Raw genomic sequence first — 22,373 nt, 5'->3', positions numbered from 1 at the left:
ACCAGGGCCTTTGCCGTGGCGATGTTCGACTTCGTCCGAGGCGGGCGCAGGGTTACAGGGCATGGCCCGCTCGCCAGCCGCTCTCACCTGCAGGAACAGTCGGGCGGGCCATCTCCAACGCCTAGCGGGCCAACTGAAACGCGCACAGGCCAACTCGGGAGCTCAGTCATACGTGCGTTTCCCGGCCCCCACACCGAGTTCTACACGCGGTAGAATGCGGTATGGCTGACTACACGAGCATCAAGGCGCTGACGGAGACCGCTGAGCGGCTGCGCGTCCTGGCCGCCGAGCGCGGGACGTCGATCACCGCACTCGTCGCGGAGATGGCGGAGCAGACCCTCACCAATGAGGAGAAGGAAGCCCGGGCGCGTGCCGCGGCCGCCGAGCTCGGCGTCGAGTACACGCCGCAGCTGCGCCGCAGCGGGCAGGACGCGTGGGCGCGTATCGAGGCGCACGCCGCGCGGACGGGGAACGCCGCCGCGTGACCATCGCGATCTTCGACCACACCTGTCTCCAGGCCGCGTACAAGGGCCACGAGTTCATGACTGGCGTCCTCGTCGAGGCGTCCTACGGTCGCGGGACCGTGCTCGTGCCCGCGCTGACGGCCGTCGCCAGCGGCGAGGGCGTCGGCACGTACGCGCTGCGGCTGCGCTCGGCGGTCGTCGCTCCGTTCACCGCCGATCATGCCGAGTACGCGATTCAGCATCCGGCGGTGCCGTGGACGGTGGTCCACGCGGCCGCGATCGCCCACTCCGCGCTCATGTCGGGCGAGCGGGCCGCGCTCATCACCCTGGACCCGTCCCTGTACGACGGGCTCGGCCTGGACCCGCTCAACCCGGACGCCTAGTACGGGCGGCGGGCCTGCCCGCCCGTGCCGCGGTACCGCTCGTGGGAGACGTCGGCGGCCGTCGACAGAACCTTGCCCGCCCCGGCACCGGGAGCAGGTTCGTAGCCCAGTTACACGGCGAGAGCAGCGGCGCGTTCGGCATTCCTGGCGCGTACGCGCGACGGTCCGCCTCGGCGAGCTCGCGGCCGGTGGAAGGTCGAGCGCAGTATCAGCTGGTACATGCAGGCCCGCCGCAACTCACGCGACTACGAACGCCTCATCCAGCACTCCGAAGGCCACATCAACTGGGCCTTCATCACCCTCATGACCCCCCGACTCACCTCCAACAAGGCCCAACAGGCCCTCGGGCGACGCTAGTTCGCATGCACCCCCGCCATCATGTCGCGGTGGACGGCGGCTTCCAGCCCGGCGGCGCCGACTCGACCAAGTCGAGCTCCTCGTCGAGATACATCTCGCCGCCGGCCAGAGGGAAGTCGACGAGGATTTCCCCGGTGGAGACGCGCGTCATCACTGTTCCCACCGGGTCTTCAGGATGGTCTCTCTTTTCCCGTGGCCGCACCCGATCTCCCGGTGCGAAACGCCGCTGACTGGAACGTCCGGTCAGTCGTCCTTCTGCGCGAGACATGTGTCGCGTCCCTTCCGCCCGGACCAGATCAGGATGGCTGCCCGGTGCAAAGCAGCTTCGTAGGCCAAGGCAAGCTTGTCCGTGCGTATCGCCAGACCACGCCATCGCTTCACCTTCCAGAAGACGATGAAGCCTCGCAGCGATGGCTCCACGCTCTTCACCTACACGCTGACAGCTGGAACCCAGAAAACCGTCACCCATGTGACTGTTCTCCAGGGCGGCGACCTGTACCCGGGGATCGCGCCGATGGGAAACAACGTCTACCTCGAGCGCGCGACAGATCTGTTCAAGGAGTTCGTTTTCGACTACGAAGCAGTCGGCGGCTGTGTCTCTAATCCGACACCTGCATGCATCGCGGGGGTTGTTGCCGAAGCGCCCGGCCTTAAAGATCTGAAGATTGCTAAGAAGCTCGCCACGCTCCGCAAAGCGTGTAAAAGGCTGAACAGCATCCTGCCTGATGCTGAAGTGGAACACCGGCGTCAGCCGGGCCTGCAGAAAGTTCGGCTGGGCCGGCCCCGTGTTCAACCTGGCAGATGCTTCACGAACACCTCAGCGCATAACCAGGCGGCAGCACCGATCCACAGGAATTGACAATTGCTCCTCCAGGGCCACCCGCAGCCGCAAGAACCGCGAGAGCTCCACGGGATCGCGCGGGCTGGAGAACTTCAGCAGCTCCCGCGCCCTGGCGCTCACCGAGTCGACCGGCTCGTCGCCGTCCAGGTCCTCGCCGTCATCGGAGGCTTCGTCCGAGCCTGCCTGTCCGTCGTCGGCTGCCTCGTCCTCGTCGATCCAACTCCCGCAGTGTTTTCGGGAGTCGGCGAGCGCCTCGATCGTCTCGGTGTCGTGTGCGCGGAGCGCCTCGAGGACCTTGGCGAGGGCCCCGTAGGCGTCAGAAGTGAGCATGTCGTCGGGATTCTCATCCTCTCCGAGAAATACCGGAACGACGAGAGAGGCAATTTTCCCCTGCCCGGGTTTCATGCGAAGGGCCCGTCCGACCATTTGCACGATGTCCACCATGGAGCCGCGCACATCGCAAAAGGCCCCGGAATCACAATTTGCGGTGTCGATTATCTAGTGGTGGGAGAGTGTGAGTGACGTTTGCCCTGGTTGTTTGGAGTGCGTGTGCTTGACAGTGAGCGGGGCGAGTGCTGGCCAGACAGCTCTGCGGGGCTTGTCGGGGGCAGGGAGGCTGTCTTTGCGCATGTTTGGGTCGAATGACGACTCAAGTACCAGCTGTTCGGGGGCGTGGATACAAGTGGACGGAGTCTGGATCGAATTCTTCCAGGCCGAGGACGGTGTCTGCATAATTCAGAGATACCTGCAGGCCTTTGATTCGCTTAAGGGGAGTGATGTCGGTGATATCAGGTAGTGATCTGCGGCAGTTGACGAGAATTCTCTTCAGGTTGGGGAATGTGTCAGGAATCAGGTGTAGTTGTGCGTCGGTGTCAATAGGTGACAGCTGCAGATATTTCACATTTGGTATAGGTGCAGCCTGCGCGAGATCGTAGGTGGAGATGTAGAGATCCGTCAGGTGCGGTAGTGAGGATATTTCTCGCCACTCTGTAGGCGTTGGTCCAGTATTGATCACCAGGTCTTCAAGAAACTGCCACTTGGAGATGCCCCGCAGGGAGGTGCCGATCCAACTGGCTAGACGGAGTGCGGTCAAGTGTGGCCGTGCGGGAATTTCCTCCAGGCTGTCCCATGGCAGGCGAGTGTAGAGGGATAATTTTGTGAGTTCGGGTAAGGAGGCTAGAGCATCGAAGGAAGTTCCGTCCGGAAACTGAAGGAGGTCCAATATCGATAGCGACAGCCCTGCAAGGTCTTCAATATGCATGAGCTGGCCGCACTCGGATAGGGAGAGTTCGTTCAGGGCGGGAAGCCTGTGCAGGAATTTGAAGTCCGTTAGTGCTTGACCAGAGTAAACGCGGAGTGTGTGAGTGTGTTCGGGCGATAGGTGCTCGATTATTTCTGCTCCGGTGAAAGGCCTTCGGAAGGTGACGTCGGCGATAGGTTTCAGCAACCTCAGAGCCTCGCGCTGCTCGCGTGTTTCCACGACTAGACTTAGGTGTTCTTTTGCGGGGTGCAGGATCTCGCGTGCATAGGGGATAGAATCGAAATTCTTCCAGCCGTCGGCGAGCTCGTATGGTGCCGACTCGAAATTCAGTGACTGGGCGAAGCGGCTGAGGAAGGCGTAGGCCTGGTCCCCGCCGATGGTGGCGGCAGTCCGGATAACGGGGCCTATTTCGTCGTGTTCCAGACCTTGGGGTTCCGGCAGTAGATCCAAGATGCCGGGCCCGAGCGCGGCAAGCGCATCTGCCTCCTCCGGGGACCGGGGAGGCATTAGGGCACGCGCACGTTGTTCGACCAGTTTGCGGGTGTCGGGTTCGATTTCGGTGGCGTACTGCAGGCTTGCGGCTGCCAGGAGATGGACTCTGCCCCTGTGATCGCCTTCAGCATCGCCGCGTTTGACGAGTCGGCGGAGCAGGTCAGCGCTTTCGGCCGGGCGGGCGTGGGCGACGGCCATGCGCATGACGTCCTCCCACTGGTCGTCGTGGGCGTTGTTGACGAGCAGGGGAAAGTCGTGGGCTTCGATGGCGGCTTTGGCCCCGAGGTAGTCCTGGAAGGTGCGGTGGACGAAGTCGATGGTGTCCGCGGTGGGCTGGCGCAGGAGTCCGCTGCGGCCGACCAGGTGTGTCAGGACCTGGTCGGCGGTGCCCTGCTCGGCAACCGCCTGCATGGCGGGCAGCGCATCGCCGACCAGCGCGAGCGCGGTTGCCCGTTCCATCTCGGTCTGGCGGTTGCGGATGAGCCAGTAGGCCAATCGCTGCAGCAATTGGATGCTCTGGTGTTCGGTGAGCTGAATGCCTTCCGGGACATCGATGCTGCGCTCCAGGTCACGACGCACTAGCAGCATCGACAGCGCCGCTTCGTACAGCTCCATACGGCTGTGCGGCAGATGGCCCCGGCGGTCCCGGTGCAGGGCACAGATCAGCGCACACATCAGGGGTGTGCTGGACAGCTGCGCCAGATCACGCTGAGCACGCACGGTGACCTGAAGCGCTGCTTCGAGATTCTGCAGTTGTGCGCGTTCGGCATCTGTCGCCGCACTGTTCCGGGCCGCGGTATGCCACCGGTGAACGAAGACTCCGGTGTCGGCGGCGCTCATGGGCCGTACTGACAGTTCGGTGAAGCGCGACGAGGCCAGCCAGCCTTCCGGTACAGCGGATGGACGTGTGGTGACCACGAAGCGTGCGTCCCTGTAGGCTGCCAGGAGCTGCTCGAGCCAGTCCCGCGTGGCGCCCCGGTGCTCTTGGGGAACTTCGTCGATACCGTCGACCAGGACGAGGGCGTCGCCCCTGGCGAGAGCGTCATCGGCCCAGCCGCCAGGTTGCGAGGCGGCCAGGGGGGCGCCGATCGCAGCCAGAAAATCTTGAGGCTCTGGAAGGGGCCCGCGCCGCACCAGAGTCCGCAGCGGCAGGACGAACGGAATCTGCCCCCGCCAGTCCGGCAGTTCCTCCGGCAGCTCATCGCGCGCTGTGGCAACAGCCAGCCACTGCAGCAGCGTTGTCTTCCCGCTGCCAGCAAGCCCTCGCAAAAGGACACGTCGGCAGTCGGCCAACGCATGCTCGGCGCGCTTCACCACGACGGATGGCCGATCCGCCTCCTCACTGCCCGCAGGCCAGCCTTCCACCCGCTCCGCCAGTTCCAGGCTCAAGTACGCCGCATCCAGCGGCCAGCGCGCACGTTCTGGCCGGCTCAGGTCCAGCCCTACGACAGTCAGTTGAGAATGCCGTTCCGCCACATAGCTGAGGTACCGCTCCTCGAACGAAGGTTGCGCCCTGGGCCGCACTGACCTGCGGGAAACCTGCCTGGGCAACGCTTCGCGCACCTGCGGGATGCGCATGGCGGCTTCGCGCAGGGCCAGCAGCGGCTCCATGGCCACACCCAGGGCCTTCGCGAGAGCCACCAGCGTGGCCTCGGAGGGCACCACTTGACCATTCAGCGCCTGGCTGACCGTGGTGCGCCCCAGCCCGGTCCGCTGCTGCAACCCGCCCATCTGCACGCCCCGCTGCGCCTTGAGGGTGCGCAGCCGCCGCGCGAGTTCCGCCCCCGGATCTTCGTGTACGTCCCCCATGCCCCGCTTCTCCGCCTCTCGGACGACCGTCTTCGTTCATCTTTGTTCGCCCCGAACCCCGGTGAACACGAAAGCCGCGAAATTCCCCAGAGTCAGTGTGATCGAAGCTCTGGGGAGAAGTCATGAACACCCAATCCACCCACCTGCTGCTCCTCGTCCTACTCCTGGGACTCGTCGCGCTCTTCTGCACTCTTGTGGGAGCGGCTGCGGGCCTGCTTGCGCGGATCGACGGGGCCACCTACGCAACCGCCCTGCTAAGGGGGGCTCTTGCCTTCGCGGGCAGCGCCACCCTGTCCCTGGCATTGTTGACCTTCGTGCTCACAGCGCTCTGAACTGCCGGATACATGGACGTACTTCGACAGATGCATCTGACTCCCGCCCGGTCGGACGGTGTCACCCATGGCACCAGGAAAGTCAGGCGAGACTAGGGCCTGTCTTCAAAGTGGGCGGAGCCAGAGGAGCGTTGATGCGAGGGTGACCGCGGCTTCGAAGGAGGTCGCGGTCTTGTCGTATCGGGTGGCGATGCCGCGCCATTGCTTGAGGCGGTTGAAGCAGCGCTCGACGACGTTGCGGCGCCGGTAGGCAGCCTTGTCGAAGCCGCATCGCCGTTCACGGCGTCGTGCTCGCCCGGCGAGTTGGTCGACCCGTTCGGGAATGGTGGCCTTGATGCCGCGTCGGCGCAGATGGGTGCGGATGGCCCGGGACGAGTAGCCCTTGTCCGCGACCACCCGGTCGGGGCGAGTGCGGGGGCGACCGGGGCCGAGTCGAGCGACGCGAATACCCGCCATGACCTGTTCGAACTGGGTGCAGTCATTGCGGTTACCGCCAGTGAGAGTGAACGAGAGCGGGCGGCCGCGGCCGTCACAGGCAAGATGGATCTTGGTGGTCAGTCCACCTCGGGATCGGCCGAGGGCGTGATCTGCCGGTTCGTCCCTCGACCGGCCCCCCTTTTCGCGCCGGCCGCGTGTTGATGGGCACGGACCACAGTGGAGTCGACGGCCACCAGCCAGTCCACGTCCGCGTTCGCGTCGCGGTCGGCCTGGACCGCGGCAAGCATGCGGGTGAACGTGCCGTCCAGGGCCCACCTGCGGAAACGTGTGTACAACGACTGCCACGGCCCGTCCCGGGCTGGCACATCCCGCCAGGCGGCGCCCGCACGGATCTTCCATACGATCCCGTTCAACATCGTCCGGTCGTCCGCCCGCGGGCGACCGAACGATGCCGGCGGTAGGAACGGGCGTAACAACTCCCATTCCTCATCGGTCAGTTCATAGCGGCGACTCACAAGACCCATCATCCCGCGCCGCTACTTTGAAGACAGGCCCTAGCTGTATTGATCACGAGCGTTGTTGACAGTCGTCGGGCTTGATCATGGCGAAGACCTCCGGTGTGGTGGAGCTGTCTAGGACTGCACCACACGGAGGTCTTCGTGTCCCACCGTAATGCCCGGCTGACCGTGCACGGCAGGCGCCTGCTGGTCGAACGTGTCGCGTCCGGCCGTCCCGTCGCCCATGTCGCCGCCGAGATGGGCATCTCGCGGGCGACCGCCCATAAATGGCTCCGGCGGTGGCGAGCCGAGGGCGGGGCGGGCCTGGCCGACCGCTCCAGCAGGCCTTTGACGACACCGCATCGGACCCCGGCGAGTATCGAGGCCGACGTCTGCCGGCTGCGGACCGACCGCAAGCTCGGGCCGGCCCGGATCGGCCCGATCCTGGGACTGCCCGCCTCGACCGTGCACCGCGTTCTGACCCGCCACCGGCTGAACCGGCTGTCCTGGATGGACCGGCCGACCGGCACCGTGATCCGCCGTTACGAACGCGACCGGCCCGGCGAACTGATCCACATCGACGTGAAGAAACTCGGCCGGATTCCCGACGGCGGCGGCCACAAGGCCCTGGGCCGCCAGGCCGGCCGCGTCACCCGCAACAACATGGGTTTCGACTACATCCACTCCGCCGTCGACGACCACTCCCGCCTCGCCTACAGCGAGATCCACCCGGACGAGAAGGCCGCGACCTGCGCGGCCTTCCTCACCCGCGCCGCCGCGTTCTTCGCCGAGATGGGCATCACCCGCATCGAACGCGTGCTGACAGACAACGCCTGGGCCTACCGCAAGGGCCTGGCCTGGAAGAACGTCCTGGCCGAACTCGGCGCGAGTGGCAAGCTCACCCGCGCCTACCGGCCCCAGACCAACGGCAAAGTCGAACGCTTCAACCGCACCCTGCTCGAGGAATGGGCCTACCAGCGGCCCTACACCTCCAACAACGAACGCACCGCGGCCCTGGCAGACTTCCTGCACACCTACAACCACCACCGCAGCCACACCGCACTCGGCGGCCAGCCACCCATCACCCGCGTCAACAACCCTGCGGGTCAATACACCTAGCGCACCTGCCCACGTGCATAGCGTCCTTCATCACCTCCATCAGTACCGCGGAACTGATCAACCTGCGCTTCCAACTCGCTATGCGGGAGGGTGTATTGAGAGGGCGTTAAGTCCGTTTCTGGTAGCGGCCTCGTCCGGGCTGGGTGAGGAAGCCTTGGCGGAGGAAACGTCCGAGGCGGGTGCGGGTGACGTTGACGGATGTCTCGTCGGTGGGCAGGTCGAGGAGTTCGTGCAGCTCACGGGCACGGAATGGCTGGTCGGGGTGTTGGTTGAAGGCGTTCACGATGGCCTGGTAGGCGGTGTTCGTCTCCGGCGGTTCGCTTTCGCTTCCTGCGGCCGGCGCGAGTTCGGTGATGACCTTCCGGGCAGTGGTCAGGTCCGCGAGCCGCGCTTCGGTCTCGGCCAGAGCGACGGTCAACTGCGCGACGTGAGCGCGTAGTTCACCGGACCTTGATGCGGTTTCGTCGCGCTGGGCCTGCAGGTCGGCGAGGAGCTCGGTGGTGTTCATGCGGCCAGCTCGAGGGCGTCGCGCCAGGTGGGGGCGGGTTCGGTGAGGCGGCGGGTCATGTTCGCGATCGATGCCCAGTAGACCCGCGAGGCCGAGGTGTCGGGCCGGTGGTCGTACTCACGGGCCAGCCGGCGGTGCAGCATCAACGTGCCGTTGGCCTGCTCCACGATCCACCGTTTCGGCTGTGGGACGAAGCCTTTGCCCTGACCGTCGGGGTTGCGGCGGACGACCTCGACGTCGATGTCCAGCAGGGCTCCGTGGATGAGGACTTCGTCCTTGAAGCCCTGGTCGATCAGGACCTTCTCTAGACGGTTGCCGCACCGCTCGGCCGCCTGGTCGAGGAGGGCGGTACCGGCGGCGTTGTCGTGAACGGAGGCGGCCAGCACCACGACGCCGATGATCAGGCCGCGAACGTCGACGGCCAGCCCTCGCATGCGGCCCGACACCTTCTTGTTGGCGTCCAGCCCCGTCGTAGCCTTCGGGACGCCCGCGGCCGCGCGGACCGACTGGGCGTCGATGATCACGAGGGACGGGTCCTCTAATCGCTTCGCTCTCTCCCGTACTTGGCAGCGCAAGAGTTCCTGGATGCGCTGGTCAAGCCCGTCCTGGCGCCACAGGCCGAAGTAGTAGAACACCGCTGACCAGGACGGCAGATCATGCGGGAGGTAATGCCATTGGCAGCCCGTCCGGTTCTGATAGATGATCGCGTTCATGACCTCCCGCAGGTCACAGGAGCCCGGATCTCCGGTCGCCGACCGCTTCACCCGGCCCTGCTTCCAGGCTGTGATCATCGGCTCGATCAACGCCCACTGCTCATCCGTTAAGTCGCTCGGGTACGGGTCTCTCTTCACGCCCGCATCTCAGCATGGACATGCCGACTAGAAGTCGCGTGCGACGATCAGTCCCACGATCGAGCGATCACGAACCGAGGAAGATCGGACTTAACGCCCTCTCAGATGGTGAACCCGCCATCGCAATACCAGGTGCTGTCGGCGAGGGCCTGGTACATGGCTCCCTGCCAGCTATTGACACGTGCGTGGCGGCGACTTTCCGCCTGGTCTACAAGGAACGCGCGGACCTTCACGGCGCCTTGGGCGGGGGCAGCGCTGTACAGGTTCGTGAGGTGGTAGGCAATGCCGCTGATCTCCGGAGCTGCCTGGGCTGCATAGAGCTTTGGGAGCTGGAAGAGTACGCAATGCCGTTTCACGCGTTCGGTCAGGGAGGCGTCCCAGTGAGCAGGTGGGTCGACGAAGAACTGGACGGCCGCCGGCTTCGTTTCCACGACGGTGGCGGCGAGCCAGGGATCGTCGCTTATGGCGTCGAAATAGGGGTGCAGTGTCTCCTGTTCGCGGCTGCTCGGTGCGGCGTCGAGTTTGAGCTTGTTGCAGTCGGCGCAGGCGGGCACCAGGTTGAGCGGGGCCACGGCCAGCGCAGGAAAGAGTTTTTTGGGCAGGTGGTGGTCGAGGGTGGAGACGTTGCGCTGCCCGCACAGAGGGCAGCACCCACCCGGGGCGCTGAGGATCAGCTCGTCGTAGATGCCCCTGCCCGAGGCGCCCTTCTTGGCCATGCGGCTCTTATAGACGGCGACCATCTCATCGTTGGTTACCTCGGCAAGCTCGAAGTCCTCGGTCTCCAAGGTGTGCAGGCCCGCACCGCTGGCCGCGGCGGTGTACTCGGAGTCGGCGTCGACCACTTCCTGGACGGACTTCTTCAGTCTCTTGCGTAGATCGGTGTCCCGGACTCGGCTGGTGCAGGCCCGGAAGGCTGCATCAGCGCTTTGACGCGGCGGTGGGACAGGCCACATCAGCGGCTGCCCTCTGCTTCCCGCGCCGCGAGCAGGGTCCTGACCAGGATCCGCGCTTCGCTGCCGAGCTGCCCGTCGAACTTCTCCAGTACCTCCTCGTATGTGTCCGCTTCCTCGAGGGCCTCGTCGAGGAGGCGGTGGAAGCCCGAGTGCGTGACTTCCAGCCCGAAGATTTCGCGGGTGAGGACTCCGACGTTCTCCCCGAACGTCTCGATCGTCGGCCGCTCGACGACGGTGTCCCAGCCTGAGCGCCGGATCTTCCAGACACAGCTGCGAGGCACTTCCTGGAGCACGACGGGCGAGTGTGTGGCGATGATCGCCACCCCGTTGCGGTCGGACAGCAAGTCCGACAGAGCGCGGGTGAAGGCGCTGAGCAAGGGTGGGTGCAGGTGGGCCTCCGGCTCGTCCAGCAGTACCAGGGAACGTTCGGAGACGGTCTCGACCAGACGGGCCATCGTCAGCAGCACGATCTTGTGGCCGGAACTGAGCTTGCGAAACAGGAGGCGTGCCTGTCGTCGCAATTCCTTGTCATCGGTGGCCGCATCCGCCAGCCCGGCCACACCAGCGTCGCTGAAGATTGGATCGCTCTCCAGCATGGTGAGTGCTCGCCGCCAGCGCGCCTGCCGGGCGCCGTTCAGGCACACCCTGACACTCTTGCCGAACTCGGCGGCCAGGGCCTGCCAGTCTTTGGGGCCCGACTCGTCGGGCTTACGTACGTGCTTGAGGCCGATGTAGGAGTACTCCAGGCCACTGGCCTTGTTTCGCGGGCTGGGCAGCGGCTCGAAGGGGTCGAAGGCACTGAAGGTGACCGAGACGAGGTTGGCGAAACTGCCCCGAAGCCCGCCCTGGTCCACTTCAAAGGTGCCGACCTCGTCAGCCGTGGCTCGCTCATCCGCGAGCGCGCGCGTCATGTGGTTCAGTGCGTGGGTCTTGCCCACGCCGTTGCGCCCGATCAGCACGTGGATATTGGTCGGTGGCTGGGACTTCGGCCTGACGTCGAACGTCAGCGGCGTCGAAGCGCCGCTGCTGGCCGCGGGCGGCGTATAGACGAAGTGGTACCGGGTCCGTCGGGGCCCGCCGCGCGCCATGCGACGGAACTGACCCTGCACAGTGGCCCGGGGGACCGAGCGCAGGAGCGAGGTCCCGGTGACGTTCTCCGCGAGCGCCCGCTGAAACAGCTCCTCATCGAAGGCCACGTCGCGCAGAGCTTGCAGCACCTCCGCGCGAAAGTCGGTGCTGATACGACCGAGGTCCCTGTAGTAGCTGTCGTCCTGTCCCAGCGAGAAAAACCGGTCATCCAGCTGCTCGAACGTCGAAGGCAGATCGGGTCTGCTCTGCCCCTTGGGCATGTCGAACTGACCAATCTTCACGGATCCGATCAGCGTGCGGTTGTTACCCGCGTCCTGGTACGTCAGCCGGTACTGAGTGTTGTACTGGAACCAGTCGTCCCAGTCGTCGGGCACCACAATCATGCACCGTCCGTCGTACCGGTGAAGCTTCCGGTCTGGCGCAACGACGAAACGCACCCTGCCCCCTCACCGACCTGCCCGAGCGTGTGATGTTCGGCCACTCAACCGGTAGATTTTCTCACACCCCGTCGACAGGTCACGGTGGTTACCGCGTCCGTGTGACGCAGGGAGGCTTCTATCGCTCGGCGGCAGCTGCGGGCAGGAAAAGGCTGCCCGGTCCGGGTCCGCCGTCTCGGTGTTGCCGCTGTCTGTCCCGACTACCCCGCCGGTGCCGTACGTCCGTCGGGCGGGGGAGCGGTGGTCCGTAGCGGCACCAGGGCCCACACCTGGCGTCCCTCGTCGGTCATCTCCGTCCCGCAGCGTCCAGGCCCAGCTCCTGTAGGGCCGCAAACGTGTCGACCGTCTCGCGTTCGGCGGTCTGCTGGTGGCTCAGGCACAACACGAGGGCCAGGCCGTTCTGCTCGGACAGGTGGAGGCTGCCGGAGACGAACACCGCCTACCAGGCCATCGTGAACGCCTTCAACCAACACCCCGACCAGCCATTCCGTGCCCGTGAGCTGCACGAACTCCTCGACCTGCCCACCGACGAGACATCCGTCAACGTCACCCGCACCCGCCTCGGACGTTTCCTCCGCCAAGGCTTCCTCACCCAGCCCGGACGAGGCCGCTACCAGAAACGGACTTAACGCCCTCGGAGGACGCCCCACGTCCATGTCAGCGTGCAAAGCGGGTAGTTGGGGGCGATGAGCCTCTCGAAGCCTGTGAAGTACGGACTCCTTGCCCTCGGCGTGTACGTCGCTGGGGTGCTGTATCTGCGATTCGCTGCGCATCCTCCGTTCGGTTGGGGCAAGGCGCTGCTGGTCTCCCTGCTGACCACACCGGTGGTTCTGCTGTGGTGGTGGGTGCGTGACCGGTTGATGAACAGAGCGCGCAGGGCTGGCGAGCGGTACAGGCAGGCGCGTCAGTAGCTGGGTGCTGTCCTCGTCCTTGCGATCTCGCAGGGTTCGGCGTACGTGTGGCCCTCGGAGCACTCCGGGCCGCAGCGCTGCATCAACTCGGCGGCGGTCACAGCGATGTGCTCGTACTTCTCTTCGGTGGCGTGGCCGTAACCGGTAGGGGTGCCCGACGCCCAGGCGTCCAACGGACGCTGCCCAAGGCCCGCTGGACGCCGGCAGCCTTCCCGCCGGGTGTGGGAGCCTGTTCTCGGTCATGCCGATCCGGGCAGCTCACTGAGTCTGTCGGTCCAGATCGTTGAACTCCTGCAACCTTGAAGCTAGTTCAGCGCAACTGGTGCTGTTGTTGCGGGTTGTCGCAGAATGCCGACAGCGCGGCACGCCGAGCAGCAGGCTGCCGCAAGGATCGTTCTGTCTGCCCCCGGCCGGGTGCGGGACAGACAACACGAAGGGTCATGCGACGCGGAACGGTACCTGCCGCTCGGCCAGCAACCGGGCCAGCTGGTCGCTCTCCTCGTCGGGCAGGGCGACGGCGGCCAGGCGGCGGGCGCGGGTGACGGCGACGTACCAGACACGCAGGACCTCGTCGGTGGCCGGGTCTGCGGTGGCCCAGCGCTGGACGCTTCCGGAATCGGGCAGTAGCAGCAGGACGCCGTCTGCTTCATCGCCCTTGAGCTGGTGAACGATGTTGGTGCGGATCCCGGTGGCCGCCTGGGGGCGGGACACGGTGGGTTTTCCGGCGGGGCGGCCCTTTCCGCCTTGCGGAGCAGCCCCGGGCAGAGCGGGCCAGGCCTTCATGGCCTGCCAGACCTGCGGCCCCCATTCCCGGTGGGGCGCAGGCAGGCTGTGCAGGAAGGCGAACGCCGTGCGGTTGACCTGTTCGGCCGAGAGACGGTGGCGGGCCATGATGCGGTCGGGGCCGCCGGTCTCGCCCGGGTACCAGTAGCCGAACAGGACGCGCACGGCGACCGCGCAGGCCCGGGCGAGGTCATCGCCGCTGGCGCTCGGGGTGTGGGTGACGGTGCGGGCCCAGGCCAGGCTGGTGATGGCTTTGGTGTTGGGCTTCTCCCGGGTGATGCCCGGCAAGGTGGCGTACTTGTAGGCGGTCACCAGGCAGTCCTTGGCCGGGACGGCGTACTCCTCGGCCAGCGTGCGGAAGGCGTCGACGATGCCGGCACCGGTCGGGGCGTGCAGGTGTCGGCTGCCGGAGTCGGCGAACCGGGTGGGCAGCACGAGGACGGGGACGTCGTCGTCGCGCACCACGGAGGTGTCCGGCGGGCGTTGCCCCGTGCGTAGGGTGGACGCGAGCCGGCAGATGACGGGAGAGCTGCGCCAGTTGCCGGTCAGACGGTGCGGGGCGGGGGAGAGCTGAGCGGCGAAGGACTGGAGAGCCCGGGGTTCGGCGCCGCGCCAGGCGTAGATGGCCTGGTCCGGGTCGCCGACGAGAACCTGCGGCAGGCCGGCGTCGTGCAGCAGCTGAAGGATCGCCAGGTCGGCGGCGGAGCAGTCCTGTGCCTCGTCGACGACGACTTCCGCGAACCGGGAGAGCAGCGGGGGCAGCAGAGCGGCCGCAGTCTGGGCGTGGCGCAGGTTCCACAGGGCCAAGACCCGCGCCTCGTGCCCGGTCAAATAGCCTTCGTCACACCACGCCTTGCGGGTTTCGAAGATCTTCTTCTCCCACTGCGCGCGGCTGTAGGAGGTGTCCTTGATGAGCTGGCGGGTGTCATAGTCGAGCTTGTCCCAGGCAACAGTCTCGCGCGCTTTGCGGTAGGAGGGATCTATCGTCATGGGGAAGCGGTGCAGGTTGATCTCCCGGTCCGTGCCCTGCACCGGGGCCTTGAGGCTTGCCCAGGATTCCAGCAGACGGGGCGTCGGCTGGGCCGCCCGCCGCGGCTTGACCAGGAACTCCCACAGGAACGAGTCGAGCGTGCCGATGAAGTGCGGTGCCTGCACCAGATCGGCGCGGCCCGCCGAGCGGCAGCGCCGGGCCATCTGATCCCGCGCCACCCGCGTGAACGAGATCAGCGCCCGTCCCTTCCGCAGCCGTCGCCGGGGCGACTGCAGATGCCGGTTGGTGATCACATGCGTCTTGCCCGCACCCGGGCAGGCAGCCACGTAGGCAGGCGCGGCCACGGCCATGGCGGCCTGCTGCTGCTTTTCGGCGTCGGCCCGCACCGGATCCGGCTGCTCAGGCGTCGTCATGGCGCGCCCACTGCAGGCGTGCTCGTGTCCTGGGCGGTGATGAAACGGATGGCACCCGCCAGGTAGTCAGGCACCGTGAACGGCACCACCCGGTCGGCCAGCACGTCGGCGAGTTCCTGCGCGAACCGGCCCTTGGAGATCTCGGTGCCCTTCAGGGTTTCTCCGTCCGTGCCGGTGACGGTCCGGCTGGTCTTCGGGACGAACAGCTCCCCGAACGCCAGGGCGGGATCCGTTGCCTCAACGACCTGCTCCCAGCGGTCCTGCGAGTGCGGCGCGCAGCGCAGGAACGCCGCCCGCAAGGCGGTGATGTTGTTCTGCGACCAAAGGGCCGGCTCCAGCGTCCTCGGCGCCGCGGCCAGGTGCAGCTCGCCAGGAGAGTGCCAGCCGCGCGGCAGCTTCCGCAGCGACTGAAGCCGGGGCGGTTCCGGCTGACCGGGCGCCACGTCCGTGTCGGTGATCAAGGCAACCCGCCGGCCCAGACAGATGCCGTCAACGGGCGCCAAAAGCACCCGCAGATAGACCTCGAACCCCACCCCGTCGACGATCACCCGGGTGGTGCCGAAGAACCGTTCCACCGCCTCGAACGCCTCCCGCTTCGCCGAAGCATTGGCGCCCTCGTCTGCGGCGAGGGCCCGCTCGGCCAGAGCCGGCAGCAGCAGAAGCTCGGAAATACCCTCCACGAGGATCGCCCGCGACGCGAACAGCAGAGCACTCTTCGTGGCATCGAGATAGCGGTCCAGATGCCGTATCCGGTCTGGGCTCAACTGCAGCCGGGGAATGGGCAAAGGCCGCGCCTGCCAGCCGTCCGACAACTCACCCGGGCAGCGCGCCATGACCACCAGGTCCTGAACGCTCGCCGCGGCCGACAGGATGGGGGAGTGGGTGGTGACCACCACCTGCAGATGCCCGGCCGGCTCAGCCGGATCCTCCGACGGCTGCCGGCGCGAGGCGCGCGCCCGCCGCTGTAGGTAACGCAGCAGCAGGGTCTGCAGCTGCGGATGCAGGTGCGCCTCGGGCTCCTCCACCAGCAGCACGGTTAGATCCGCCTCCGCCGCCGCGTCCAGCTCGGCCATCACCGTGGCGATGAACAGGGTGTTGGCGTACCCCAGCCCCGAGGCCGACAACGGGAACGGCTCGGCGGAGACATCACCCAGCAGCATGCGCAGCGACCGGGCGATCGACGCGAACGTCGGTTCGGCCAGGGCCAGTTCACTCGCCTGGGGATGCGCGCCGACCGTCAGATCCCGCAACGGCTCGTTGATCTTCTCGCTGACCTTGACCACGTCCGGGTCCGCAGCCACCTTCTTCAGTTCGGTGCCGATCCGTTCCACGAAGGCATCGACCTGCTCGTCATCGCCCAGCAGCCCGCGAAGGATCATCCGCACCCGATCCCCGCCCGCCGAGGCCAGCTCCCGCTCGGCATCGCGCAGCGCCGGCAGATAGACATGCCGCACACCGCCCCGCGCCGGAGGGTCCCCCGTGACCGGAAGGCCCGCGCCCTGCGCCCAGACGGTGCTCCCGCGCCGCCCGCCCGTTTGCGGCGGCGTCCAGGACACCTGCCATCGGGCGGTACGGCTGTCAGGAGCCCCTTGGGGCAACAGCGCCTCCAGATACGCGCCGCTTTCCCGAGGGCCGATGCCGGCCACGTCCAGCTGCAGGCTGGGGCCGCCCTGCGCGGCCGCGGTGGTGAGGACATCGGACTCCTCGAAATACCGCACGCGCCGCCCATCCAGGGGGTCCGTGAGCAGCCGGAGCGCGTCGATCACGGACGACTTGCCCGCGTTGTTCTCGCCGACCAACACCGTCACTTCCGGCCGCAGCGGAATCTGTACCCGCTCGCACGAACGGAACCGCTCCACCAGCACCTCGGCCACGTACACCGCCCGCCCCCCCATCCCCGGCACATCACTCTGAGTAATAGCGATCACCGGATAATAATGGGAAGTGTCTGGCGCAGCGTTCAGAACGCGTCGTAAAGCAAAGCGGTCAGCGCAGATGACGGCCCGCGCCACAGGAGTGCCTGCTGCCGTGGGGCCGGGCCCGGCCCCACGTGAGGCGAACCGGGCATCCAGGAGGAACGCCACGTACATCACCAGGCGCTGCAGGCAGTCGTCCCCGAAGCCGATCCGCAATAGCGCCGTGCCTGATGATGCCCGTCGGCAAGCCCCCTCCGGCAGCCCGGGGCTGGTCTGTGGGGAAAGGACCGGCCCGGGAGCTGCCCGAGACAGCGGTCACGGGTGCCGTGGGTTGTCTCATGCGGTCAGAACTCGTCATCGTCGGGATCGGTGAGGAGCCCGAGTTCTGGATCTTAGTGCAGCGGGGACTGCACATAGCCGTTGTGGAACTGCCAGCCCTGACGCAGCACCATCCTGACCGGCGCGAACGCGGGGTTGCCGACCCTACGGCTGGCGCCGAGCGTGGGAACCGCAGCCCGCCCGGGCTCAAGGGAAGGGATTTCCACGATCAGGCCCTGTCCGAGATCCGGCACATAGACGTGCCACGGCGCCAACTGCGCGGGCGGGTTCCCCGGGTAGGGCCGCTCCTCGGTGACCGTTCCGTCCAGGTGAAGCTGGCGGCGCAGGATCTGCGCCAACCCCAGCCGGCCGCCGCTGCTGGCCGGGATCACACGGTGCACCACCCTGGACTCCATACTCATGCGGCGCAGATGCCCCGAGATGTCCTGGCTGGAGTCCACGGAGTCGCGGTACACCAGCAGTCCGCAGGAGATCGCCATGCATGTGAACAGCAGGGCGGTCCGGGAAGCGGTTGAGATTGGCGTCGCGCTCGAGGCCGGGGGACTCGTTCCACGTCTGGGCCTGTCCCGAGATCCGTGTACGCCCGGTATGACCGGATGGCGTTGGGGTGACCGGCGCCGGGAAGGATCATGATGGGCGACAGGAACGAGCCCGGCAAGCGTTCGACCGTCGTACGTACGGGGACTGAGTTGACTCAGCGACAGGTCCAGGACCACGAAATCGCGCGGCAGTTGATCGAGCGTGCCCGCGAGGAAGGCGTGAGTCTGGTGGGGCAGGACAGCACCGCCAACCGTGCACGAGGTCGTAACGACCTCGTGCATGGTTAGCGTCTGGGCGTCGTGGAGGGGCAGGTTGGTGCTTCTCACCCTGCTGCGGTTGGCTGCGGTTGCTGTCGATGGGTTGATGCGAGTCCGGCGATGGCCGGGACGAGTTCGTCGAGGAGTTCACGCCGGCCGAGGTGGCGGGTCAAGGCACGCCAGTTCTTGAGGTGGGCGATGCCGTGCTCGACTCGGATGCGTCGCGATGAGTGGGCTTTGCGCTGCTGCGTGAACCTCTCCTCCCACCACGTCGGGGCGTTCTTCTTGAACTTGCGGTGCGGTGGCGTCACCACGCGCCCGCCGGTCTGGGCACCCAGGCCCTGATAGCCCGCATCGGCCAGGATGCGCAGGTCACGATGTCGGTCGAGCAGTTCCACGAGTCCTGCGTCGCGGGCCTGAGTGATGTCGGGGCAGCTGCCGGGCTTCAGAGCGCCGCTGAACAGCAGCCGCCCCTGGACGTCGGTGACCACCAAAGCTTTCACCGCGTTCTGCTTGCTCTTGCCGGAGACGTAGCGGTCGCGGCCCTCCGTGGCCTGGGCGGGGCGGCGGACGCGGATTTCGGTGGCATCGATGATGGCGCTCTGCCCGCTGGCCCCGAGATAGTCGACGACGTCAGCGAGCGTGCGCAGCCGGACGCCCGGTCCCACTGCGCAACCGCGCTCGGCCAGCAGCGGGCGGACCTCGCCGATCGCGCGGGTGATGGTGGAACGGTCCACGCCGAACCAGCAGGCCAGCACGTCGTGTGTGACTCCGTGGCGGAGGTGAACCAGCGTGGCGAGCAGCCGGTCCACGAAGACCAGTTTGTGGCGGGCCCCCGCTCCGACGGCTCGCCGCCGTGGCCGTCCCGCAAGCCGCCGGTAGTGCTGATCTGCCCACAACGGGCCGATCTCAGCGACGAGTTCCGCGATCACATCCCTGGTCAGCCCAGTGATCCGCGAACCGCTGACGATCACCGAACGGGCAACGCTCGCCATGAACCAACTATCCCGCGACGAGGCCCGGCCGCCAACCATGCACGAGGTCGTTACGAGCTCGTGCATGGTTGGCGGTGGCGCGTTGGGACCCGCGGATTCGTTGCCGAGTTCACATCTGCGGATTGCTCGCCCAGGTGGCGGTCTGCTGGTGGGAGAGGAGTCCAGCGACGGCTTGGACGATGTCGCTCATGTGCTCGCGGCGGCCGTGATGGCGAGCGAGGGCTCGCCAGTTCTTCACATGACCGATGCCGTGCTCGACCCGGATGCGGCGTGAGAAGTGCGCTTTGCGCTGCGGTTCGTGCATTTCCTCGTACCACTCGGGCGGGTTCTTCTTGAACTTGCGGTGCGGTGGCGTCACCACGCGCCCGCCGGTCTGGGCGCCCAGGCCCTGGTAGCCGGCGTCGGCCAGGATCTCCACGGCGGGGCCGGTGGCCAGGAGCTTGACCAGGCCCAACTTCCGGGCATGCGTGATGTCCGCGCAGCTCGCTGGCTCAGTTGGGCTGCAGAACAACAGACGCCCCGCTGCGTCTGTGACGACCATGGACTTCACGGCGTTCTGCTTGTTCTTGCCGGAGATGTACTTCTCCCGGTCCTTGCGCCCGGTGGCTGGGCGGCGGACTCGGATCTCGGTCCCGTCGATGATTCCGGTCTGACGGGTGGCGCCGAGATGGTCGATGACGTCGGCCAGGGTACGCAGCCGAACCCCGGGTGCCACGGTGCAGCCACGCTCGGCGAGCAGGGGCCGCACTTCGCTGATTGCGCGCGTGATGGTGGAGCGGTCAACACCGAACCAGCAGGCCAACACGTCGTGGGTGGCGCCATGGCGGAGGTTGACCAAGGTGGCCAACAGACGGTCCACGAAGACCAGTTCGTGTTTCGCCCCGGCACCGACAGCGCGGCGACGAGGCCGAGCCGCCAGCCCGGCTTGATGCCGCCCGTGCCACAACGGGCTGATCACTGCGACGAGTTCAGCAATCACCTCGGGGCTCAGCCCGGTGATCCGCTGGCTTCGGATGATCGCTTCACGTGCCCGGTTCCCCACCACACCAACCATGATCATCGATCAAGGTCTCGACGCGCCACCGCCAACCATGCACGAGCTCGTAAGGCTTGTCCCGCAATGGATCAGATGAGTCGACAACCCTCCGTCAGACGGCAAGGATGTGGGTCATCGATCCGCGCGGGGCTGGTCTGGGGGCTGCTCGTGAGTCTGATGTACCGCGCTCGGGTAACGGCGCTCCTTGAGGACTCGCCTCTCACTTCGGAGGCCGTCATCACGGATGTGCGCCATCTTCTCTCGCATGGCGAGGAGGAGTTGGCGTTCGACACTATGTGCTCGTGGATCTACGAGGATGTCCTGCCCATCACTCGCCAGTACCACGGCCAATTGGTGGCAATGGCTGACGAAATGGGCACCCCGATGTCCGCTCGGCGCCTTGACGAGCTGATCGTCGACTGACGCACGACCTCCAGCGATCTTGCCGAGAGATGATCTCGCCATGGCTGGTGTGATCACGGCTTCGGCGCCGTCTTGGATAGCCCCGTTCACCGGGTTGAGCCCGAGCATTTTCGCCCTCGCCTTCAGCGGTGTCAGTCCGATTCGCTGCGGGGTCGTTGTCGTGCTTGGCGGCTCCTGGCCGGAACGAGCGCTTTCAGGTCCGGGCCGAATATCGCTGGCTTGCCTCCCTGGGCGAGCAGTCCGATCACCTGGCCATCCCGCAGACGGATGGTCACCAGCGGGTCCGGAGGGTCTTTGAGCTGCACATCCGCAATCGCGTAGGCGGGGATTCGCAGCGGGCCCTGGCCACGCTGGAGCAGGTAGACAGCCTTGGTGGAGACCACCACGAAGGTGGCGGGGCTGCGGACGGTGTAGATCTCAAGTAGATGGGCGCCCGCTTGGCACATGTCGGACGAAAGAAGGGTTTCTCCAGGCTCCGTGAGGGGCTTGAGCTGGCGTTCCGCGCGTCTGAACGCCTTCTTCAGGATGCGGTTTATCAGTCGTTCCAGGAGGCGGGACTGCACAGGCTGAAGGCTACTGCGCTCGGTGAGGCCCGTCAGGACATCGCGCCTGGCGGGCTTTCGCCTCCCGCGCCGGGGTACCGGTCGCCGCCGCCCGGTGTGACGTTGTCCCTCTGGCGGCTCTACTGGACGGGCCTGCTGGGCGCACACGATCCCTTCCGTGATCGGCTGGAGCCTGGTGTCCAGCGACTCTTCGTCTTGGCCTGGACCTCGAATCGACCGGCCGGATGTCCGCGCGGGAAGCGGCATCGGATCACACCAAACGAAGTACCGGCCGGCTGTCCGGCATTCCTAGCAACTCCCTGACCCGCGCCATCGGCCAGGCCAGTTCCTGAGCTAGTTCTCGAACGCCCAGCCCCGTCTCCTGGACCGCGAGATCGAATGCCTGAGACAGCAGGACCGGCTGTTCCCCCGGGTAGCCGCTGACCGGCTCCGCGACGAAGCCGGGCTGGCCGTCCAGGGCTCGTAGTCGCTGGTAGGTCCGGCTCGCCGTGGCGTCGGAGATCAGACCCAGTTCGCGGCAGCGGTACACCAGGGAGTGCACGGATACCCCCCAGGTCCGGCGCAGACCCGCCAGGTGCCCCAAGTCCATCCGGCGCGGCAGCAGGGGCATGATGCTCGCCTGCGGCGTGAGGAACTCCGCAGCGAAGGCGTCCGCCTCTCGCTCCTGTCTGCTGTCGCCTGTGGCGTCGCCGTGCAACACCAGGTGGCCGAGTTCGTGGGCTGCTGTGAAGCGGTGGCGGTAGACGTCGTTGGCCCGGTTCCTGGTGAGCACTACCAGCGGGCGCGCCGAGCGCGAGGAGAACGCGTCGACCGTCGCGGCGGCGGCATCGGCCTCCGCCGGCAGGACCACCACGATGCCGTGCGCCTCCATGCGCCGGATGAGATGAGTGACCGGACCGTCGCCGAGGCCCCACTGGCGCCGCAGTTCCTGGGCGGCGGCAGTCGGCTCCGACGGCAGGGCCACGCCGGGATGCACCTCGCCACCGGCGAAGCCGGGCAGGTCCACGAGCGGCAGCTGCACCCGGCGCTCCAGCGCGTAGGTCAGCTCCCACACCTGCTCGGCGAACGCCAGGGCCCGCTCGCGCTGAGCCTTCGGCGTGCTGCGCAGGGCGCGGAAGTGGGCCATCGAGGAGTCGAGGCGCTGGCTCGGCCTGCCAGCGATGAAGAACTCCACCGGCACGTCGAGGACCTTCGCCATCCGTGGCACCAGGTCCGACCGCGGACGGGAGACGCCCGTCTCGTACTGGCCCACCGCCGCCGGGGTGACACCGAGGTGTTCGGCCACGTCCTTCTTGGTCAGGCCGGCCAGGCGCCGGGCCTGGGTGAGGCGGGCAGGGTCAAACGCATCGGACACGGCGCGGGGGGTGGCGGTGCG

The 22,373-nt window shown here is 66.8% G+C and carries 21 protein-coding genes and 3 pseudogenes; 8 read left to right on the top strand and 16 right to left on the bottom strand.

Going from position 1 to position 22,373, the window contains the following annotated elements; translation table 11 throughout:
- Window positions 1-221 precede the first annotated feature (221 nt).
- The 3 genes and pseudogenes from V2W30_RS40015 to V2W30_RS40005 form a co-directional block, all read left to right on the top strand.
- Window positions 222-485, top strand: a complete 264-nt coding sequence (locus tag V2W30_RS40015; protein ID WP_338704079.1) for a hypothetical protein — start codon at window positions 222-224, stop codon at window positions 483-485.
- Window positions 482-847, top strand: a complete 366-nt coding sequence (locus V2W30_RS40010; RefSeq protein ID WP_338704078.1) for a hypothetical protein — start codon at window positions 482-484, stop codon at window positions 845-847. The genes V2W30_RS40015 and V2W30_RS40010 overlap by 4 nt, the downstream gene beginning before the upstream one ends.
- 186 nt (window positions 848-1,033) lie before the next feature.
- Window positions 1,034-1,188: pseudogene (locus tag V2W30_RS40005) on the top strand (IS5/IS1182 family transposase); the annotation flags it as partial.
- A gap of 35 nt (window positions 1,189-1,223) precedes the next feature.
- Here the strand turns inward: V2W30_RS40005 and V2W30_RS40000 are convergent.
- Window positions 1,224-1,355, bottom strand: a complete 132-nt coding sequence (locus V2W30_RS40000; RefSeq protein WP_338704077.1) for a hypothetical protein — start codon at window positions 1,353-1,355, stop codon at window positions 1,224-1,226.
- A gap of 92 nt (window positions 1,356-1,447) precedes the next feature.
- Window positions 1,448-1,588 (bottom strand): annotated as a pseudogene (locus V2W30_RS39995) (IS5/IS1182 family transposase); the annotation flags it as partial.
- Here V2W30_RS39995 and V2W30_RS39990 point away from each other — a divergent pair.
- A complete protein-coding gene (locus tag V2W30_RS39990) occupies window positions 1,554-2,063 on the top strand; it encodes a hypothetical protein (RefSeq protein WP_338704408.1) in 510 nt (169 codons plus the stop codon). The pseudogene V2W30_RS39995 and the gene V2W30_RS39990 overlap by 35 nt on opposite strands.
- Here the strand turns inward: V2W30_RS39990 and V2W30_RS39985 are convergent.
- Together V2W30_RS39985 and V2W30_RS39980 are read right to left on the bottom strand one after the other, a co-directional pair.
- Window positions 2,022-2,489: a hypothetical protein gene (locus tag V2W30_RS39985; RefSeq protein WP_338704076.1), complete on the bottom strand. Its 468-nt coding sequence runs from the start codon at window positions 2,487-2,489 to the stop codon at window positions 2,022-2,024. The genes V2W30_RS39990 and V2W30_RS39985 overlap by 42 nt on opposite strands.
- A gap of 205 nt (window positions 2,490-2,694) precedes the next feature.
- Window positions 2,695-5,607, bottom strand: coding sequence for an NACHT domain-containing protein (locus V2W30_RS39980; RefSeq protein ID WP_338704075.1), 2,913 nt, complete (start codon window positions 5,605-5,607; stop codon window positions 2,695-2,697).
- Between the two features lie 122 nt (window positions 5,608-5,729).
- Between V2W30_RS39980 and V2W30_RS39975 the strand changes: the two genes are divergently transcribed.
- On the top strand, window positions 5,730-5,939 hold the full coding sequence (locus V2W30_RS39975) for a hypothetical protein (RefSeq protein WP_338704074.1): 210 nt from the start codon (window positions 5,730-5,732) through the stop codon (window positions 5,937-5,939).
- A 105-nt stretch (window positions 5,940-6,044) separates the two neighbouring features.
- Here V2W30_RS39975 and V2W30_RS39970 read toward each other — a convergent pair.
- Window positions 6,045-6,901: pseudogene (locus tag V2W30_RS39970) on the bottom strand (IS5 family transposase).
- 135 nt (window positions 6,902-7,036) lie between these two features.
- Between V2W30_RS39970 and V2W30_RS39965 the strand changes: the two are divergent.
- Window positions 7,037-7,993, top strand: a complete 957-nt coding sequence (locus V2W30_RS39965; protein WP_338704073.1) for an IS481 family transposase — start codon at window positions 7,037-7,039, stop codon at window positions 7,991-7,993.
- Window positions 7,994-8,099: 106 nt separating this feature from the next.
- Here V2W30_RS39965 and V2W30_RS39960 read toward each other — a convergent pair whose 3' ends face one another.
- From V2W30_RS39960 to V2W30_RS39945, 4 genes are all read right to left on the bottom strand, one after another.
- A complete protein-coding gene (locus V2W30_RS39960; protein WP_338704072.1) occupies window positions 8,100-8,501 on the bottom strand; it encodes a hypothetical protein in 402 nt (133 codons plus the stop codon).
- Window positions 8,498-9,292: an IS5 family transposase gene (locus V2W30_RS39955; protein WP_425244738.1), complete on the bottom strand. Its 795-nt coding sequence runs from the start codon at window positions 9,290-9,292 to the stop codon at window positions 8,498-8,500. Before V2W30_RS39955 ends, V2W30_RS39960 begins: the two co-directional genes overlap by 4 nt.
- Window positions 9,293-9,453: 161 nt before the next feature.
- The gene (locus V2W30_RS39950; RefSeq protein ID WP_338704070.1) at window positions 9,454-10,194 is read right to left on the bottom strand and encodes a hypothetical protein; all 741 of its coding nucleotides are present in this window, start codon (window positions 10,192-10,194) and stop codon (window positions 9,454-9,456) included.
- Window positions 10,195-10,304: 110 nt separating this feature from the next.
- The gene (locus tag V2W30_RS39945; RefSeq protein WP_338704069.1) at window positions 10,305-11,777 is read right to left on the bottom strand and encodes an AAA family ATPase; all 1,473 of its coding nucleotides are present in this window, start codon (window positions 11,775-11,777) and stop codon (window positions 10,305-10,307) included.
- Window positions 11,778-12,166: 389 nt separating this feature from the next.
- Between V2W30_RS39945 and V2W30_RS39940 the strand changes: the two genes are divergently transcribed.
- Entirely contained in the window at window positions 12,167-12,460 is a 294-nt protein-coding gene (locus tag V2W30_RS39940; RefSeq protein ID WP_338704068.1) for a hypothetical protein, read from the top strand.
- Between the two features lie 720 nt (window positions 12,461-13,180).
- Here the strand turns inward: V2W30_RS39940 and V2W30_RS39935 are convergent.
- The 5 genes from V2W30_RS39935 to V2W30_RS39915 all read right to left on the bottom strand — a co-directional run bounded on the left by V2W30_RS39935 (window position 13,181) and on the right by V2W30_RS39915 (window position 20,036).
- A complete protein-coding gene (locus tag V2W30_RS39935; RefSeq protein WP_338704067.1) occupies window positions 13,181-14,929 on the bottom strand; it encodes a UvrD-helicase domain-containing protein in 1,749 nt (582 codons plus the stop codon).
- Window positions 14,926-16,857, bottom strand: coding sequence for an ATP-dependent nuclease (locus V2W30_RS39930; protein WP_338704066.1), 1,932 nt, complete (start codon window positions 16,855-16,857; stop codon window positions 14,926-14,928). The genes V2W30_RS39935 and V2W30_RS39930 overlap by 4 nt, the downstream gene beginning before the upstream one ends.
- A gap of 380 nt (window positions 16,858-17,237) precedes the next feature.
- The gene (locus tag V2W30_RS39925) at window positions 17,238-17,663 is read right to left on the bottom strand and encodes a hypothetical protein (RefSeq protein ID WP_338704065.1); all 426 of its coding nucleotides are present in this window, start codon (window positions 17,661-17,663) and stop codon (window positions 17,238-17,240) included.
- Window positions 17,664-18,046: 383 nt separating this feature from the next.
- A complete protein-coding gene (locus V2W30_RS39920; protein WP_338704064.1) occupies window positions 18,047-18,976 on the bottom strand; it encodes a transposase family protein in 930 nt (309 codons plus the stop codon).
- Window positions 18,977-19,085: 109 nt separating this feature from the next.
- Window positions 19,086-20,036, bottom strand: a complete 951-nt coding sequence (locus V2W30_RS39915; RefSeq protein ID WP_338704063.1) for a transposase family protein — start codon at window positions 20,034-20,036, stop codon at window positions 19,086-19,088.
- A 153-nt stretch (window positions 20,037-20,189) separates the two neighbouring features.
- Between V2W30_RS39915 and V2W30_RS39910 the strand changes: the two genes are divergently transcribed.
- The gene (locus tag V2W30_RS39910; RefSeq protein ID WP_338704394.1) at window positions 20,190-20,435 is read left to right on the top strand and encodes a MafI family immunity protein; all 246 of its coding nucleotides are present in this window, start codon (window positions 20,190-20,192) and stop codon (window positions 20,433-20,435) included.
- Window positions 20,436-20,566: 131 nt separating this feature from the next.
- Here V2W30_RS39910 and V2W30_RS39905 read toward each other — a convergent pair whose 3' ends face one another.
- Window positions 20,567-20,998 carry a hypothetical protein gene (locus V2W30_RS39905; protein WP_338704062.1) on the bottom strand — a complete coding sequence of 144 codons (432 nt, stop codon included), beginning with the start codon at window positions 20,996-20,998 and terminating at the stop codon, window positions 20,567-20,569.
- Window positions 20,999-21,248: 250 nt separating this feature from the next.
- Window positions 21,249-22,352, bottom strand: coding sequence for an XRE family transcriptional regulator (locus V2W30_RS39900; RefSeq protein WP_338704061.1), 1,104 nt, complete (start codon window positions 22,350-22,352; stop codon window positions 21,249-21,251).
- Window positions 22,353-22,373: the final 21 nt, after the last annotated feature.

This window comes from Streptomyces sp. Q6, from assembly GCF_036967205.1.
Lineage (GTDB): Bacteria > Actinomycetota > Actinomycetes > Streptomycetales > Streptomycetaceae > Streptomyces > Streptomyces citrinus.
The sequence above is the reverse complement of the archived record's forward strand: the minus strand, read 5'-3'. Positions and strand labels throughout refer to the sequence as shown.

Excerpts from the sequence above, each read along its gene's own strand:
- V2W30_RS39960 (WP_338704072.1), bottom strand. The coding sequence starts at position 8,501 with ATGAACACCACCGAGCTCCTCGCCGACCTGCAGGCCCAGCGCGACGAA.
- V2W30_RS39975 (WP_338704074.1), top strand. The coding sequence starts at position 5,730 with ATGAACACCCAATCCACCCACCTGCTGCTCCTCGTCCTACTCCTGGGA.
- V2W30_RS39925 (WP_338704065.1), bottom strand. The coding sequence starts at position 17,663 with ATGGCGATCTCCTGCGGACTGCTGGTGTACCGCGACTCCGTGGACTCC.
- V2W30_RS39910 (WP_338704394.1), top strand. The coding sequence starts at position 20,190 with ATGTACCGCGCTCGGGTAACGGCGCTCCTTGAGGACTCGCCTCTCACT.
- V2W30_RS39920 (WP_338704064.1), bottom strand. The coding sequence starts at position 18,976 with ATGGCGAGCGTTGCCCGTTCGGTGATCGTCAGCGGTTCGCGGATCACT.
- V2W30_RS39935 (WP_338704067.1), bottom strand. The coding sequence starts at position 14,929 with ATGACGACGCCTGAGCAGCCGGATCCGGTGCGGGCCGACGCCGAAAAG.
- V2W30_RS40000 (WP_338704077.1), bottom strand. The coding sequence starts at position 1,355 with ATGACGCGCGTCTCCACCGGGGAAATCCTCGTCGACTTCCCTCTGGCC.
- V2W30_RS39980 (WP_338704075.1), bottom strand. The coding sequence starts at position 5,607 with ATGGGGGACGTACACGAAGATCCGGGGGCGGAACTCGCGCGGCGGCTG.
- V2W30_RS40015 (WP_338704079.1), top strand. The coding sequence starts at position 222 with ATGGCTGACTACACGAGCATCAAGGCGCTGACGGAGACCGCTGAGCGG.
- V2W30_RS39985 (WP_338704076.1), bottom strand. The coding sequence starts at position 2,489 with ATGGTGGACATCGTGCAAATGGTCGGACGGGCCCTTCGCATGAAACCC.
- V2W30_RS39915 (WP_338704063.1), bottom strand. The coding sequence starts at position 20,036 with ATGATCATGGTTGGTGTGGTGGGGAACCGGGCACGTGAAGCGATCATC.
- V2W30_RS39955 (WP_425244738.1), bottom strand. The coding sequence starts at position 9,292 with ATGATCACAGCCTGGAAGCAGGGCCGGGTGAAGCGGTCGGCGACCGGA.
- V2W30_RS39945 (WP_338704069.1), bottom strand. The coding sequence starts at position 11,777 with ATGATTGTGGTGCCCGACGACTGGGACGACTGGTTCCAGTACAACACT.